The following is a 15,172-nucleotide window of genomic DNA, read 5'->3' as shown; positions in this document are numbered from 1 at the left end:
ACGGAACAATGCTCGGATCGTACTGTCACAAAATGATTGAAGCGGTCCGAGACCTGCTAAGCGAGCCCACCGCCCGGGGCTTGGCCGAGGCGGTAGGCCGGGCCGCCGGCGACGGTTTGTTACAGCCCGGCGCGAAGCTCCCGCCCGTCCGCACCGTCGCCCGCGAGCTGCGAATGTCACCCACCACGGTCAGCGCAGCCTGGCAGCTCCTGCGTCGGGCCGGAACCATCCGGACCGACGGACGTCGCGGCACGGTCGTAGCCGTTTCCCGGACGGCCGGCCCTGGCCGCTACCGCGCGGCGCTGCGCGCCCGGTCCGGCTTCGCCCTCGATTTGTCCACCGGCGTCCCGGACCCGCGGCTGCTGCCCTCCTTGCCGGCCCTGTCCGGCCTCTCCCCCGCCCCCAGCAGCTATCTGGACGAGCCGGTCCTGCCCGCCCTCGCATCCCTCCTGCGCGACACCTGGCCGTTCCCGCCCGACCGCCTGGCCGTTTTCGACGGCGCCATGGACGCCATCGACCAGGTTGCCGCCTCCCTGTTACGCCTGGGTGACCGCGCGATTGTGGAGAACCCCTGCTTCCCCCCGCTGCTCGACCTCCTGGAGGCCCTCGGCGTCGAGGCCGTCGGCGTCGAGACGGACGCGCTCGGCATGCTCCCCGCCGCCCTGACCGAGGCGCTGTCGTGCCGCCCAGCCGTCGTCTTCCTTCAGCCGAGAGCCCTCAACCCCACCGGCGCGTCGTGGTCGCTCTCCCGGGCCGCCGCACTCGCCGCGGTGCTCGCGCTTCATCCGCAGCTGTACGTCGTGGAGGACGATTCCGCCGGCGATGTGGCGTCCAGCCCGCTCCACTCCCTCGGCACCCACCTGCCGAGGCAGACGATCCACGTCCGCAGCTTCTCCAAGTCCCACGGCCCCGACCTGCGCCTGGCCGCCGTGGGCGGTCCCGCCACCGTCCTCGACCCGGTCCTGGAGCGCCGCCTGCTGGGCCAGGGCTGGACGAGCCGCCTCCTCCAGCAACTCCTGCTGACCCTCCTGACCGACCCGCCGTCGATCGCCGCCGTCCGGCACGCCCGGGCCCAGTACGCCCTGCGCCGCCACCTGGTCATCCAGTCCCTGGCCAAGGCCGGCATCCCCCTCCCACCCGGCGACGGCCTCAACATCTGGCTCCCGGTGGCCGACGAGCAGTCCGCCCTGATCTCCCTGGCCAGCAACGGCATCGCGGCCGCCGCCGGCGCCGCCTTCACCCCGTCCCGCGGCACCCCGCACCTGCGCATAACGGCCGGCCTCATCACCACCGACCACGCCGCCGTCGCCACCCACCTGGCCGACGCCGCCCGCTCCCCCGCCCTCTCCGTGCCACGTTGACGCGCGCCAACTGGTCGTGGGACGATGCCCGCCGGTGACGCCAGACAACTAGTCAGGAGACGAGCAGCATGGCCATGTGGGACACTCTGCCCATGAGCAAGCAGCCGCTTGACCTGTCCAGAACCTGGACCGAGGCCGAGTATCTGGCTCTGGGCGAAACCGACGACCGGTACGAGCTGATCGACGGGAAAGTCACGGTGAGCCCCTCAGCGACCCGACCGCACAATGTCATCGCTACGAATCTGATCTTCTTCCTTCGACCCGCCGCACGGGAGGCCGGGCTCGGCACGTTCTATACCAACGACCTCCGGCTGCGGCCCGGCACGATCGTGTGTCCGGACATCGTCTTCGGGAAGCTGACCATGGAGGCCGGCGTCGGCGACGCGGCCGACGCCGTCCTCGTCGTGGAGGTCACGTCGCCGAGCAACTTCCGATGGGACCGCGGACCGAAAAGGGAGATGTACGCAGCGGCTCGCATCCCGTGGTACCTGCTCGCCGAGCCCGACATGTCCGACCTGAGCTCGGTGTCCTTGCGCCTGCTGCGCCGCGACGGCCGGCGCTACGTCGAGCACGCCACCGCCGCGTGGGGCGAGACCATGGTGTCGAGCGAGCCCTTCCCGATCAGCGTCGACACCACGCTGCTGCTCGAGCCGTAGCGGCCCTACGCCGAGCTTTCGTTCGGCCTCGGCTCGGCGGAGCGGCGAGCACTCAGCGCAACCGCTCCGCCGGCCACCACTCCGGGGACCAGGACGTTGAGGAGAAGGAAGCCGAGTTCCTCGCCGACGCCGTAGCCGGCCGCCAGGACGCCGATCAGCAGGTTCACCACCATCAGCGCCAGCCAGACCGGCAGGAACACGGCGGCGGCGAATCCGAGTGCCGTCGCGCGGGTGGCGCCCGGCAGGAGCAGGTCGCCCAGCAGGGCCAGCGCGAGCCACAGGGCCACGCCCGCGAGGAGGACGACCGGGGTGCGGGCGGTCTCGATCGGCTCGAGGGACACCAGCCACCACCCGACGCCGGCGACGGCGGCGGGCAGGGCGAAGACGGCCAGCAGGACCGGGGCCTCCTCCTGGGGGCGGTAGCCGGCGGAGTAGACGCCGACGGCCGCGTTGGTCACCGCGATGGTCAGCCACAGCGGGACGAAGACGGCGGTGGCGACCGGGCCGACCGCGTCGAAGGGCGGCTGGGCGAGCAGGCCGGTGAGCAGGAAGACCGCGACCAGCAGCAGCGCGCCGGCCAGCCAGAGGCGAGGGAGGCGCACCCGGCATCAGGCCCGGATGGTCATGCGGACGATGTGGGTGCCCTCGACCTGGAAGGTGAAATGCGAGGGGCCGTTGAAGCCGTCGCCGCCCACCTGAGCGGTCACCACGACGTTCACGTCGTCGATGTCGGCGTGGACGACGGCAAGATTGACCTTGACACCGATGAACTCCCGGTCGGACCATCCTCTGATCTCGTCATGGCCGACGAACTCGCGACCCCAGTCGTCGACGACGCCGTCCGGCGGGAAACAGGCCAGGAAGGCGCCGGTGTCGTTCGCGTTGGCGGCGTCGATCGCGGCGGCGACCGGGGCCGGCAGGTCGATCGTCATGGGTGGTTCCTCCGTGCTGATTCCGGCGGCGGGACGGGCCGCAGAACATCATTCTCGCGGTCCCGGCAGCTGTCTAAGGCCGGGCGTGTCGCGGATGTGCAATACTTCCGGCACCGCGGTCGAAAGTTTCAATGGAGAGCCCCGCGGAGCTAGGAGAGTCGGATGGCCGCGAGCGGACGGCGAGTGACGATCGCGACCATCGCGGAGGCGGCCGGAGTGTCCGTCCCCACGGTGTCGCGAGTGCTCAACGGGCGGACGGATGTGTCTCCCGAGACTCGGGATCGTATCGAACATCTTCTCCGAGAGCACGACTATCGTCCTCGTAACTCTCGGCAACCGCTTCGCGCGGGATTGATAGACCTCGTTTTCCAGGACCTCGACAGCCCGTGGGCCGTCGAGTTGATCCGCGGCGTCGAGGAAGTCACCCACGCGGCGGGCGTCGGAACCGTCGTGTCGGCCATACACCGGCGCACCGCGTCGACCCGGCAGTGGCTGCAGAACCTTCGCGCCCGCCAGTCCGACGGCGTCATCCTGGTCATCTCCGACGGCGCCGGCCCGATAAGCACCGAGCTGCACCGGCTGAACGTACCGATGGTGATAATCGACCCGGCCGGCGGCGTGGCCGCGGACGTGCCGACGATCGGCGCGACGAACTGGTCGGGCGGCCGCAGCGCCACCGAACACCTGATCTCGCTGGGTCACACCCGGATCGGCCTGGTCGAGGGCCCGAAGAACCTGCTGTGCTCCCGGGCCCGGCTCGACGGTTACCGCGCCGCGCTCGAGGAGGCCGGCCTGCGGGTCGACCGCCGGCTGATCGAGCCCGGCGACTTCCGGCACGAGTCGGGTTTCCAGGGCGGCATCCAGCTGCTCGACCGGGACGACCCGCCCACCGCGATCTTCGCCTCGAGCGATCAGATGGCGCTGGGCCTCTACGAGGCGGCCCGCCTGCGCGGCATCCGGATCCCCGACGACCTGAGCGTGGTCGGCTTCGACGACCTGCCCGAGGCCCGCTGGTCGGCGCCGCCGCTGACCACCGTGCGTCAGCCCCTCGCCGACATGGGCGGGCTCGCCGCACGGACAGTCTTGCGACTGTCGCGCGGCGAGCCCATCGAAACTCCCCGGGTGGAGCTGGCGACAGAGCTCGTGATCCGGGAGAGCACGGCCCTACTTGCCGATACCGGCGGTAAGGCCGCTGACTAGCTGGCGTCGCCCGATCGCGTACAGCAGGACGATCGGGATGGTGGTCAGCGTGACTGAAGCCGCGATGGCCGGCACGTTCACCCCGAACTGACCCTGGAAGTTGACAAGCGCCAAGGGCATTGTCCGCTTGTCCGGGCTCTGGGTCAGCACCAGCGGCAGCAGGAACCCGTTCCAGATGCCCAGCGCGTTGTAGATGGTCACGGTGACCAGCGCCGGGCGGGTGAGCGGGAACGCAAGTCGCCACAGCGTGCCCCACTCGGTGGCGCCGTCCATCCGCATCGACTCGAACAGTTCCTTCGGCACGTCCCGGATGAAGTTGCTCAGCACCAGGACGGACAACGGAATCGCGAACGCGATCGAGGGCAGCACGATGGCGAGCAGGCTGTCGTACAGCTTGAGCCGGATGATGATCAGGTAGACCGGGATGATCACCGCTTGCAGCGGGATCGCCAGGCCGGCCAGGAACATCGTGTTGGTGAGGCGCAGGATGAGCCGGCCGCTGCCCCGCACGATCGCGTACGCGGCCATGAAGCTGATCGCGACGGCGGGGATGATCGCGCCGACGGTGACCAGGACGCTGTTGAAGAAGTACAAGGCGACGTCGTTGTCGATGACCGTCTTGTAGTTCTCGAACGTCGGGTCTCTCGGCGGGGCGAACGTGTTCGTGATGAAGTAGTTCGCCTGGGTCTTGAAGCTGGTGATCACGATCCAGTAGATCGGGATCATCACGATGAACAGCCAGACCCAGCCGAGCCCGCCGCCGATCCAGTTCATCTTGGCCAGCTTGTGGCCCGTCCGGCGGTTGCGTTTCGGTGGTTGGTGGTGTGCCGGCGTCTGCGTGCCGGTGACGTTGACCGTCGTCGTCACGTCAGACTCCTTCCATCATGCTCTCGTCGCCGCGGCCGCCGAGGCGGCGCAGCAGCTGGGCGAGAATCACACCGAGAAGGACCAGGATCACCGCGATGCAGCTGGCCGGGCCCATGAGGTTCGCCATGAAGCCCTTCTGGTACATCTCCAGCGCCAGCGCCCGGGTCGAGTCGCCCGGACCACCACCGGTGAGCACATAGATCAGGTCGAAGAAGGTCAGCGAACCCACGACCATCAGCGTCGAGGACGTGATGATCGTGTACTTGATCTGCGGCAGGGTGATCGAGAAGAACTGCCGCATCCGGCCCGCGCCGTCGATCTGCGAGGCCTCGTACAGCGAACCCGGGATCTGCCGTACCGCACCTTGGTAGATCAGGGAGTGGAACGGGATCCACTGCCACGACACCACGAAGATCAGCGTAGCCATGGCCAGTCTCGGCTGGCCGAGCCAGTCCTGCTTGAGCGCGTCGATCCCGAAGCCCGCGCCGAGGCCGAAGTTCGGGTCGAGCAGCGCCTTGAACGTGATCGAGATGGCCACGCCGGACAGCAGCAAGGGGATGAAGTACAGCACCGCGAGAAGCGCGCGGTACCGCTTGAACGAGGCGGTGAAGACGCCGAGCAGAATGCTGATCGGCGTCTGCACCAGCCACGACAAGATCATGATCTCGAACGTCACCCACAGCGAGTGGGGCAGCCCGGGGTCGGTGAGCTCCGCCTTCCAGCTGGTCAGCCCGGTGAACTTGATGGCACCGATACCGTCCCACGTGGTGAAGCTGAGGTAGAGCACGCCGAGCAGCGGGATGACCCCGAACGCGAAGAAATACACGGCCGCGGGCGCTGCCATCCACAAGACGGAGCCGCCCCGCCCGCCTTTGGCGGTCTTTGACTCCTTCACGCGGACAGCGGGCGGAGCGAGCGTCGTCATTTGCCGATGACCCCATTCATAGCGTCGACCCACTGCTGCGGCGTGACCTGCAGCTGGAACAACTTGGCGATGTTGTCCAGCAGGGTCTCGGCCGCAGTCGGGCTCAACGCCTGGTCCCACGACTGGGCAAAGGTCTTCGCGCCGGACGCGATGGCCGACATGTCCTTGAGGAACTGGGCGTCGTCCCCGGTGAACAGGCTATCGCTGTTCGTCAGGACCGGAACACCCCCGGACTTGACCCAACCGGCCTTTTCGTCGTCGTCGACCAGGGTGGTGGAGAAGAACTTCTTCGCCACGTCCTGCTCGGCGGCGCTGGCCTTCGACGAGATCGAGAGGTACTGGCCGGGGTTGCCGACCGTGTTGCTCGGGTCGCCCTTGCCACCCTCGATCGGCGGGAAGTTCATCCAGCCCAGGCCGCCGGACTTGACGAAGTCGCCGCCGTTGGCCTTCTGGATGCCGTACGACCAGGAGCCGTGCACCATCATCGCGGCCTTGCCCGTGTAGAGCAGGGCCTGGTCGGCGTTGGAGTCGGCGGTGATCGACGAGAAGCCCTTGATGAAGGCGTTGCCCTTCACCAGGTCCTGGACCTTGGTCAGCATGTCCAGCACGGCCGGGTCGGACCAGGCGCCCGCCTTGCCCGCGAAGACGTTGTTGAACACGTCCGAGCCGGCGTTGCGGTCGAGCATGAACTCGAGCCACATCATGTTCGTCCACCGCGACTGGCCGGCCAGCGAGAACGGCGCGATGCCCTTGGCGTTGAACTTCGGGATCAGGTTGAGGATGTCGCCGTAGGTCTTCGGCGGCTCGACGCCGACCTTCTCGAAGACCTTCTTGTTGTAGAACAGCACGATCGGCTGCACGGTCTCGATCGGCATCGCGTAGATCTTGCCGTTGACCGTGGCGGCGCCGAACGACGACGGCAGGATCTTCTGCTTCACCGCGTCGTTCTGGCCGAACCAGTCGGTCAGGTCGACGACCTGGCTGGCGTCGACGTACGACTTGAGACCGCCGCCGCCCCAGCCCCAGATCATCGTCGGGGCCTGGCCGGCGCCGATCGCCGTCTTGATCTTCTGCTTGTAGGCGTCGTTCTGGAAGAACGTCGGAGTGATCTTGGTACCCGAGTTCGCCTTGTTGAAGCGGTCGATGGCCGCCTGACGAATCGGCTGGCCGGGCTCGCCCGAAAGCGACCAGTAGCTGGCGCCACCGCCACCGCCACCGCTGCTGCCGCCCTTGTCGGACGGGCCCGAGCTGCCACATGCCGCTAGGGCCGCGGCACCGGCGGCCCCCGCGGCTAGACCCAGAAAGTTCCGCCGAGAGAAATTGCTATTGGTCACGCTGATCTCCGTACTCGAGCGCCGCGTCCTGCCGCGGCGAGTGGATCGTCGTGGGGATGAGGTTGTCGCCGTCACAAAAGCCTGCAACTTTCGTGAGACGGCCGCAAGTTAACGTGAGGTTTCGTTAACGTAGGGTTTCGGCTTGATCATGTCAAGGGTCTTGCTCTGGTCGCGCTCCCAGCGCGAGAGTGGACCCGAGCGATACCCCCTCGGTCAAGGCCTGTCCGAGCGATAACTCGTGCTGTGAAAGTACTGAAAGTTTCGGAACTTGTTGAGGAGTTGCGCCGTGACCGCAGTGCAGGCGAACCAGCCATGGCAGGACCCGGCGCTCCCCGTGACGGAGCGCGTCGAGCGACTGCTCGCCGCAATGACCGTCGAGGAGAAAGTAGCCCAACTGGGCAGCCGGTGGGTGGGCAACGACATGCAGGAGTCCGGCAACGATTCGGACAACGACAAACTACTTACCGAACCCGAGGAGACCCTGAACGTCGCTCCGATGCAGGACGTCTTCGCCGCGTCGGGCACGATTTCGCTCGCCGAGGCGAGCCGGAACGGCCTCGGACACCTGACCCGGGTGTACGGAAGTGTCCCGCTCACGGCCACCGAGGGCGCCGCCGAGGTGATCCGCCAGCAGCGCGTGGTTCTGGCCAATTCGCGCCTCGGCGTGCCGGCGATCGTGCACGAGGAGTGCCTGACCGGGTTCACGTCGTTCGGCGCCACCGTCTACCCCGCCGCGATCGCCTGGGGCGCCACCTTCGACCCCGGACTGGTCGAGCGGATGGCCGCCGCGATCGGCCGGGACATGGCCGCCCTCGGCATCCACCAGGGCCTGTCCCCCGTCCTCGACGTGGTGCGCGACTACCGGTGGGGCCGGGTCGAGGAGACCATCGGCGAGGACCCGTACCTGGTGGCCCTGCTCGGCGCCGGCTACGTGCGCGGCCTGCAGAGCGCCGGCGTGATCGCCACCCTCAAGCACTTCGCGGGGTACTCCGCCTCACGCGGCGCCCGTAACCACGGCCCGGTGCCGATGGGCCGGCGCGAGCTGATGGACGTCATCCTGCCGACCTTCGAGACCGCCGTCCGCGAGGCCGGGGCCCGCTCGGTGATGAACTCGTACTCCGACGTCGACGGCGTGCCGGCCGGCGCCGACCCGTGGCTGCTCAACGAGGTGCTGCGCGAGCAGTGGGGCTTCACCGGCACCGTGGTCAGCGACTACTGGGCGGTGCCGTTCCTGGCCACCATGCACCGGATCGCCGCCGACATGGACGACGCGGGCGTGCAGGCCCTCGCGGCCGGCATCGACGTGGAGCTGCCCGACACGCTCGGCTTCGGCCAGGGCCTGATCGGCAAGGCGCCCGAGGAGCTGATCGACCGGGCCGCCCGCCGGCTGCTCACCCAGAAGGCCGAGCTCGGCCTGCTGGACGCGGACTGGACGCCGGAGGCGTCGGTCGCCCGGGCCGCCGGGGCCGACCTCGACTCGCCCGCCAACCGGGCCCTCGCGCGCGAGATGGCCGAGAAGTCGGTGATCCTGCTGGACGCCGGATCCACGCTGCCGCTCGATCCGGCCCTGCGGAAGGTCGCGGTCGTCGGCCCGTGCGCCGCCGACCCGCGTACGTTCATGGGCTGTTACGCCTTCCCCAACCACGTCCTGCCGCGCCACCCCGGATTCGGGCTCGGCATCGACGTGCCGACCGCGGTCGACGCGCTGCGGGCCGAGCTGCCGGACGCCGAGGTCGTGCACGAGGCCGGCTGCGCGGTGATCGGCGACGACCGGTCGGGCTTCGCGGCCGCTGTGGCGGCGGCCCGCGACGCGGACGTCTGCGTGGCCATGGTCGGCGACCTGGCCGGCCTGTTCGGCCACGGCACGTCGGGCGAGGGCTGCGACGCCGACGAGCTGCGCCTGCCCGGCCTGCAGGGCGAGCTGCTGCAGGAGCTTCTCGGCACCGGCACGCCGGTGGTGGTCGTGGTCGTCTCCGGCCGGCCGTACGCGCTCGGCGAGGTGTCGGACCGCGCCGCCGCGCTGGTGCAGGCGTTCATGCCCGGCGAGGAGGGCGGCGGCGCGATCGCGGGCGTCCTCTCCGGCCGGGTGCAGCCGGGCGCGAAGCTGCCGGTGCAGATCCCGCGGACCCCGGGCGGCCAGCCCGGCACCTACCTCCAGCCGCCGCTCGGCGCCGAGAACAGCGGCGTCAGCAACCTCGACCCGACCCCGCTGTTCGCGTTCGGGCACGGCCGGTCGTACACCACGTTCACGGTCGACGACCTGCGCGTCAGCGACGAGTCGGTGCCGACCGACGGCGAGTTCACGGTGACCGTGCGGGTGCGCAACACCGGCTCGCGGGCGGGTGACGAGGTCGTCCAGCTCTACCTGCGCGACGTGGTTGCCCAGGTGACCCGTCCGGTCAAGCAGCTCACCGGGTTCGTCCGGGTGCCGCTGGAGCCGGGCGAGGCCAAGGACGTGCGCTTCCGGGTGCACACCGACCGCACGGCGTTCACCGGGCGCGACTACCGCCGCATCGTCGAGCCCGGCGAGCTCGAGATCATGGTCGGCTCCGCCGCCGACGACCTGCCGTGCCGCGGCAAGGTCGTGCTCACCGGCGCCATCCGCGCCACCGGCCGCGACCGGGTGCTGCTCACCCCGGTCGAGGTCGAGAAGATCTAGGACCCGGGCTTCCCGGCACCGTCCGCCGGGAAGCCCGAACTCTGCCCCTTAGGACGGCAAGATTGCCCGATTTACCCCATCGGGCCGTGCGGGCGACAAACGGCCCGATCCAGCACAGTCGCCCCGGCCGGTAAAGGCCGGGGCGACGTGCCGTGTCCGCTTCCGATCAGCGCCGCGACCCGCTCAGAGCGGCTTGGTGCACAGGACGTCGGGCATCGGGAGGTAGCCGAGCGCCTGCCAGAAGCTCAGGCCGCCGGCGTTGTCCGGCAGCACCAGCAGATTGACGCGGGGGCAGCCGAGGCCGCGGAGGCGGGACTCGAGCTCGGCGACCAGCCTGGTGGCGATGCCGCCGCGCCGATGAGCGGGATCCACGGCCAGGCGCAGGATCCAGCCGCGGCGGCCGTCGTAGGTGCCCATCACGACGCCGACCACCTCGCCCGGCGACCCGGCCACGCTCCGCGACTCCGGCAAGCTCTGCGACTCCGGCCGGCTCTGCGACTCGGCCACGAGGAACAGCTCGGGGTCGCGGGTGAGCTTCGCCTCGAGCTCGGCGCGCGGGACGACCTCGCGGCCGGCGACCGCCCACACCCGGGCCACGGCGTCGTAGTCGGGCCAGTCGAACTCCCGGATATGGATCATGTCGGGCAGCCTAAGCGCGAGGTGCGAGACTGAGGCAATGCGTTTTCCGGGGCCGGTGCTGGTCGTGGGGATGGGCGGGACGATCGCCATGGCCGGGTCCGGCGGGGTCGTGCCTCAGCTGTCGGCGCGGCAGCTCGTCGACGCGGTGCCGGGGCTCGACGGCACGCCGCTGACGGTGCGCACGCTGCGGAACCGGCCGGGCGCCTCGCTCACGCTCGCCGACCTCGGCGAGCTGCTTCGCCTCATCGAGGTGGAGGGCAGGCATGGCGCGGTGGTCACCCAGGGGACCGACACCATAGAGGAGACCGCGTACGCGCTGGAGCTGTTGCACCGGGGCCCGCAGCCGATCGTCGTCACGGGTGCGATGCGGAACCCGTCGCTGGCCGGCGCGGACGGGCCGGCCAACCTGCTGGCGGCCGTACGGGTGGCGGCCGCGCCGGAGGCCCAAGGGCTCGGGTGCGTCGTCGTGCTGGCCGACGAGATCCACGCGGCGGCCCGGGTGCGCAAGACCCACACGAGCAGCGTGGCCGCGTTCGCCTCCCCGGCCGGCGGGGCGCTCGGATACGTCGCCGAGGGCCGGGTGCACATCGGGCAGCGGCCGGTCGGGCGATGGACGATGCCGCCCCTCCCCGACGACTTCGTGGCGCCGCGGGTCGGGCTGTACACGGCGACGCTCGGCGATGACGGGGCGCTGCTGGAAGGCCTGGCGGCGGGGCTCGACGGGCTGGTGGTGGCGGCGTTCGGGGTGGGGCACGTCCCGGACCCCTGGCCGCCGGTGCTGGACGCGATCGCGGCGCGCATCCCCGTGGTACTCGCCTCGCGGATCGGCGCCGGGTTCGTGGCGACCTCGACGTACGGGTTTCCGGGTTCGGAGCGGGATCTGGTCGGTCGCGGGCTGATACCGGCCGGTGCGCTCGACGCGTACAAGGCCCGCTTGTTGTTGCAGTTGACCTTGATTCACCAGGTCTCGCGAGAGCGGATCGGTGACGCCTTCGGGGCGGCCGGCGGGCTCGGTGGCGCCTGGCCCTGGCCGGCCGGTCCCGTCGGCTAGCCTGTCGGATGGCTAGTTTGTCGCTGTATTTGTCGCTCGGGAGGGCACAGTGGCGGCACGGGAGGGCGTCGACAACCGGCGGACCGACACGCGGGAGCGGGCGCTCGCCGTGGCGCTCGAGCTGTTCGCCACGCACGGGTACACGGTCACGTCGTTGCGGGAGATCGCCGAACACCTCGGGGTGACCAAGGCGGCGCTCTACTTCCATTTCCGCACCAAGGAGGAGATCCTCACCGCGATCCTGCGGGGGTATCTCGACGGCATCGCGGCGCTGGCGGTGGACGCCACGGCCCGGCAGCCGCTGACGGCCGCGATGCGGGAGGAACTGGTGCGCCGGTTCGCCGAGCATCAGGCCCACTGGGGAATCGACCTGATCCTGCTGGTGCGGCAGAACTACACCGAGATCCAGAGCCTGCCGATCGGCGAGGAGGTCCGGGAGGTCATGGCGTCGCTGGTGGCCGCCCTGGCGCCGGCCGGCTCGGGGCCCGCGGAGCGGTTGCGGGTGCGCACGGCGCTGTCGGCGTTCCAGATCGCGGCGGTCACGGCCGCACGGGACAACGACGGGGACGGGGACGCGTTGCAGGAGGCGGCGCTCGCAATCGCCCTGGAGATCCTCGCCGGCTGACCTGGCTCGCTCCGCAGTCGAAGGCCCGCCGCGACGCGGGCGAAGAGCCCGCAGCGACGCGGTCGGGCCTGCAGTGACGCGGGCGGGCCCGCAGCGACGCGGGCGGGCCTGCAGCGACGCGGGCAGACCCGCAGCGACGCGGGCGGGCCTGCAGCGACGCGGGCGAAGAAGCCCGCCGCGACCAGCAGATGCCGGTCGCGGCGGGCGTCGAGCGGATCAGACCGCGGCGACCTCGGCGACCTCGGCGGCCGCCTTCTCGCCCGGCGAGGCCGGCTGGGCGGGCTGGGCCGGCGGGGCGGGCGCCTGGCCGGTGCGCAGCGGGACGTGCTTCACGAACAGCGCCACCACGATGCCGATCACCGAGACCACGCCGCCCCAGAGGAACAGCGACGAGATGCCGTCCGTGACGGCCTGCTGGAACAGGTGCCGGGCCGCCTCGGGCATGGCACGCAGCGCCGCCGGCGTGATCGAGGAGACCGAGGAGCCGCCGCCGGTCGCCGCGCCGCCGTGCGTGAAGGTCGCGGTCAGCTGGTGGGCGTAGATCGCGCCGAGGATCGAGACGCCGAGCGAGCTGCCCATGTTGCGCAGGAACGTCGACGCGCCGGTGCCGGCGCCCATGTCCCGGCGGTCCAGGCTGTTCTGGGCGATCAGCGTGCTGGTCTGCATGATGCCGCCCATGCCGGCGCCGAGCACGACCATGAAGATCGCGGTCGTAGTCTTCGAGGTGCCGAGGCCGACCGTGCTGAACAGCAGCATGCCGCCGACGACCAGGACCATGCCGGCGATCGGGAAGATGCGATAGCGCCCGGTGCGGCTGATCACGTTGCCGACCAGGATGCTGACCACCATCACCGCGATCATCATGGGCATCAGCAGCAGGCCGCTGTTGGTGGCCGACGAGCCCTGCACGAACTGCTGGTACTGCGGCAGGTAGCCGATCGCGCCGAACAGGGCGAAGCCGGAGATGAACGCGATGCCGCCGGCCAGGGCGAAGTTGCGGTTCCGGAAGACGCGCAGCGGCATGATCGGCTCGGGGCGGTTGCGCTCCACCAGGATGAACGCGGCCAGGCCGACGATCGTCAGCGCGATCAGGCCGAGGATCTGCGGCGAGCCCCAGTCGTACTGCGTGCCGCCCCAGCTGGTGACCAGCACGAGCGAGGTGATCCAGACGGTGAGCAGCGCGGTGCCGAGCCAGTCGATGCGCGCCCTGCCGGTGCCCCCGGGCAGCTTGGCCAGGGTGATCCAGGCGACGACCAGCGCGACGATGCCGAGCGGCAGGTTCACGTAGAAGGCCCAGCGCCACGACAGGTGGTCGGTGATGAAGCCGCCGATCAGCGGGCCGCCGATCAGCGCGACCGGCATGACGGCCATCATGACGCCCTGGTACTTGCTGCGGTCGCGGGGCGGGATCATGTCGCCGATGATCGAGAGCACGCCGACGATCAGGCCGCCGGCGCCCAGGCCCTGCAGCGCGCGGAAGCCGACCAGCTCGCCCATGTTGTGGGCCATGCCGCAGAGCGCGGAGCCGATCAGGAACAGCGCGATCGCCGCGACGAAGCTGATCCGGCGGCCGTAGAGGTCGCCGAGCTTGCCCCAGATCGGCGTCGCGATCGTGGTGGCCAGGATGTAGCCGGTGGTCACCCAGGACAGGTGCTCGAGGCCGCCGAGGTCACCGACGATCGTCGGCAGCGCCGGGGCAACGATCATGTTGTCGAGCTGGGCCAGCAGCATGGCGATCACCAGGCCGCTCATCGTCACCAGGATCTCGCGGTGACTGAAGCCCAGTCCCGCCCGTTCCTGCACCGGACTGTCCGGCGCGACGGGTTCCGCCATGGTCTGACCTTCTCTCGTCCTCGTACCTGCCGAAGTGTCGGTAGACGGCGTACTCATCGGCCGGCACCCGCGCCAATTTAGCCTGTCGCCCGGCTAGGTATCCGGTGATGCCGATCACGAGAGACACGGACGCGCCCGGCGTAACGGATACGCCGGGCGCGACCACTGCGGTCAGGACAAGGGGCACGTATTGCGGTAATCCTCGACATCCGTCCCGGAAGGTCCGGGGCAGATGAACTGGTCGTAGCGGGTGTCGTTGTCGACGAAGCGCTTCAGCCAGGCCACCGCCATCCGGCCGGTCAGCGTGTTGACCGACTGCGGGAAGAAGTGGCTCGCGTTGTTGAGCTCCAGGAACGCCTTCTCCGAGGACGCCGGGATGCTCGTGTAGAACGGGATCGAGTGCGAGGCGACGGGCGCGATCGTGTCCGACTCGCCGCCCACGATGAGGGTCGGAACCCGCAGGTCGGACCACGATTTCGTGGAGTCCCACGGCGCCAGCGGCACGGCGGCCTGCAGCGACGGACGATCCCGCGCCGCCTCGAGCGAGCCGCCGCCGCCCATCGAGTGGCCGGCCACGGCGAGCCGGCTCGCGTCGACGCGGGTGCGGACCGAGCTCTGCGTGGTCAGGTAGCTGAGCGCGGCCAGCAACTCGTCCCCGCGCTGGGCGGGCTGGTCGTACACGCTGTCGGTCTCGATGCCGATCACGACGAAGCCGTGCGACGCGATCCGCGGGCCGAGCCACGAGATGCTCGACCACCGGGCGGTGAACCCGGGCACGATGGCGACCGCGCCGAACGTGCCCTCGCTGGTGGTCGTCGGGTAGTAGATGGTGCCGCCACCGAACCCGCTGACCGACGAGGAGACGCTGCTCGTCGCCACCGCGTAAGGGCCACGGCTCGCGTCGAGGGCGGCGAGAGTCGGGTCGGGGCCACGCTGGTACGGGTTGTCGGCGGCATGGGCCGACGTGGCCGGTGCCACGGTCAGCACGGCGGCCGCGGCGGCAGCGGCCAGGAACCTTCGGGTCTTCGTTGTCACCTGGGATCCTCCCGGGGGTTGGGGATCGATGGCCGTCAGTGTCAGCGGCGCCGCG

Annotated in this window: 14 protein-coding genes; 6 read left to right on the top strand and 8 right to left on the bottom strand. The window is 70.1% G+C overall.

Annotation, left to right across the window (positions count from 1 at the left end):
• Nucleotides 1–32 precede the first annotated feature (32 nt).
• On the top strand, nt 33–1,361 hold the full coding sequence (locus tag A3CQ_RS0137980; RefSeq protein ID WP_020516200.1) for a GntR family transcriptional regulator: 1,329 nt from the start codon (nt 33–35) through the stop codon (nt 1,359–1,361).
• A gap of 92 nt (nt 1,362–1,453) precedes the next feature.
• Nucleotides 1,454–2,017 carry a Uma2 family endonuclease gene (locus A3CQ_RS0137975; protein WP_026206665.1) on the top strand — a complete coding sequence of 188 codons (564 nt, stop codon included), beginning with the start codon at nt 1,454–1,456 and terminating at the stop codon, nt 2,015–2,017.
• A gap of 5 nt (nt 2,018–2,022) precedes the next feature.
• Here A3CQ_RS0137975 and A3CQ_RS62320 read toward each other — a convergent pair whose 3' ends face one another.
• Together A3CQ_RS62320 and A3CQ_RS0137965 are read right to left on the bottom strand one after the other, a co-directional pair.
• Nucleotides 2,023–2,619 (bottom strand): hypothetical protein, encoded by a 597-nt coding sequence (locus tag A3CQ_RS62320; protein WP_020516198.1) that lies wholly within the window; start codon nt 2,617–2,619, stop codon nt 2,023–2,025.
• Between the two features lie 6 nt (nt 2,620–2,625).
• Complete coding sequence (locus A3CQ_RS0137965) at nt 2,626–2,949, bottom strand: nuclear transport factor 2 family protein (RefSeq protein ID WP_020516197.1); 324 nt, start codon at nt 2,947–2,949, stop codon at nt 2,626–2,628.
• A 162-nt stretch (nt 2,950–3,111) separates the two neighbouring features.
• Here A3CQ_RS0137965 and A3CQ_RS0137960 point away from each other — a divergent pair, with 162 nt between their 5' ends.
• Nucleotides 3,112–4,149, top strand: a complete 1,038-nt coding sequence (locus A3CQ_RS0137960; protein WP_026206664.1) for a LacI family DNA-binding transcriptional regulator — start codon at nt 3,112–3,114, stop codon at nt 4,147–4,149.
• Here the strand turns inward: A3CQ_RS0137960 and A3CQ_RS0137955 are convergent.
• From A3CQ_RS0137955 to A3CQ_RS0137945, 3 genes are all read right to left on the bottom strand, one after another.
• Entirely contained in the window at nt 4,114–5,016 is a 903-nt protein-coding gene (locus tag A3CQ_RS0137955) for a carbohydrate ABC transporter permease (protein WP_020516195.1), read from the bottom strand. The genes A3CQ_RS0137960 and A3CQ_RS0137955 overlap by 36 nt on opposite strands.
• A 1-nt stretch (nt 5,017) precedes the next feature.
• A complete protein-coding gene (locus A3CQ_RS0137950) occupies nt 5,018–5,860 on the bottom strand; it encodes a carbohydrate ABC transporter permease (RefSeq protein WP_051115484.1) in 843 nt (280 codons plus the stop codon).
• A gap of 77 nt (nt 5,861–5,937) precedes the next feature.
• Nucleotides 5,938–7,275 carry an extracellular solute-binding protein gene (locus A3CQ_RS0137945; RefSeq protein WP_020516193.1) on the bottom strand — a complete coding sequence of 446 codons (1,338 nt, stop codon included), beginning with the start codon at nt 7,273–7,275 and terminating at the stop codon, nt 5,938–5,940.
• 286 nt (nt 7,276–7,561) lie between these two features.
• On the opposite strand from A3CQ_RS0137945, the gene A3CQ_RS0137940 reads away from it, so the two are divergent.
• Nucleotides 7,562–9,934: a beta-glucosidase family protein gene (locus A3CQ_RS0137940; protein ID WP_026206662.1), complete on the top strand. Its 2,373-nt coding sequence runs from the start codon at nt 7,562–7,564 to the stop codon at nt 9,932–9,934.
• A 183-nt stretch (nt 9,935–10,117) separates the two neighbouring features.
• Here the strand turns inward: A3CQ_RS0137940 and A3CQ_RS55500 are convergent, their stop codons facing one another.
• The gene (locus A3CQ_RS55500) at nt 10,118–10,573 is read right to left on the bottom strand and encodes a GNAT family N-acetyltransferase (protein WP_020516191.1); all 456 of its coding nucleotides are present in this window, start codon (nt 10,571–10,573) and stop codon (nt 10,118–10,120) included.
• 37 nt (nt 10,574–10,610) lie between these two features.
• Between A3CQ_RS55500 and A3CQ_RS0137930 the strand changes: the two genes are divergently transcribed.
• Nucleotides 10,611–11,624: an asparaginase gene (locus A3CQ_RS0137930; protein ID WP_020516190.1), complete on the top strand. Its 1,014-nt coding sequence runs from the start codon at nt 10,611–10,613 to the stop codon at nt 11,622–11,624.
• Nucleotides 11,625–11,673: 49 nt separating this feature from the next.
• Complete coding sequence (locus tag A3CQ_RS0137925) at nt 11,674–12,249, top strand: TetR/AcrR family transcriptional regulator (RefSeq protein WP_020516189.1); 576 nt, start codon at nt 11,674–11,676, stop codon at nt 12,247–12,249.
• 216 nt (nt 12,250–12,465) lie between these two features.
• Here A3CQ_RS0137925 and A3CQ_RS0137920 read toward each other — a convergent pair whose 3' ends face one another.
• Both A3CQ_RS0137920 and A3CQ_RS0137915 read right to left on the bottom strand, forming a co-directional pair.
• On the bottom strand, nt 12,466–14,001 hold the full coding sequence (locus tag A3CQ_RS0137920; protein WP_157296853.1) for an MDR family MFS transporter: 1,536 nt from the start codon (nt 13,999–14,001) through the stop codon (nt 12,466–12,468).
• 252 nt (nt 14,002–14,253) lie between these two features.
• Nucleotides 14,254–15,117 carry an alpha/beta hydrolase family protein gene (locus tag A3CQ_RS0137915; protein WP_020516187.1) on the bottom strand — a complete coding sequence of 288 codons (864 nt, stop codon included), beginning with the start codon at nt 15,115–15,117 and terminating at the stop codon, nt 14,254–14,256.
• Between the last annotated feature and the right edge of the window lie 55 nt (nt 15,118–15,172).

This window comes from Paractinoplanes globisporus DSM 43857 (genome assembly GCF_000379645.1).
GTDB lineage: Bacteria > Actinomycetota > Actinomycetes > Mycobacteriales > Micromonosporaceae > Actinoplanes > Actinoplanes globisporus.
Note: the sequence above shows the minus strand (reverse complement) of the source record. Positions and strands in the feature narration are given on the sequence as shown.

Coding starts and splice junctions, on each gene's coding strand:
- A3CQ_RS0137930 (WP_020516190.1), top strand. CDS start 10,611: ATGCGTTTTCCGGGGCCGGTGCTGGTCGTGGGGATGGGCGGGACGATC.
- A3CQ_RS0137980 (WP_020516200.1), top strand. CDS start 33: ATGATTGAAGCGGTCCGAGACCTGCTAAGCGAGCCCACCGCCCGGGGC.
- A3CQ_RS0137950 (WP_051115484.1), bottom strand. CDS start 5,860: ATGGCAGCGCCCGCGGCCGTGTATTTCTTCGCGTTCGGGGTCATCCCG.
- A3CQ_RS55500 (WP_020516191.1), bottom strand. CDS start 10,573: ATGATCCATATCCGGGAGTTCGACTGGCCCGACTACGACGCCGTGGCC.
- A3CQ_RS0137960 (WP_026206664.1), top strand. CDS start 3,112: ATGGCCGCGAGCGGACGGCGAGTGACGATCGCGACCATCGCGGAGGCG.
- A3CQ_RS0137965 (WP_020516197.1), bottom strand. CDS start 2,949: ATGACGATCGACCTGCCGGCCCCGGTCGCCGCCGCGATCGACGCCGCC.
- A3CQ_RS0137920 (WP_157296853.1), bottom strand. CDS start 14,001: ATGAGCGGCCTGGTGATCGCCATGCTGCTGGCCCAGCTCGACAACATG.
- A3CQ_RS0137975 (WP_026206665.1), top strand. CDS start 1,454: ATGAGCAAGCAGCCGCTTGACCTGTCCAGAACCTGGACCGAGGCCGAG.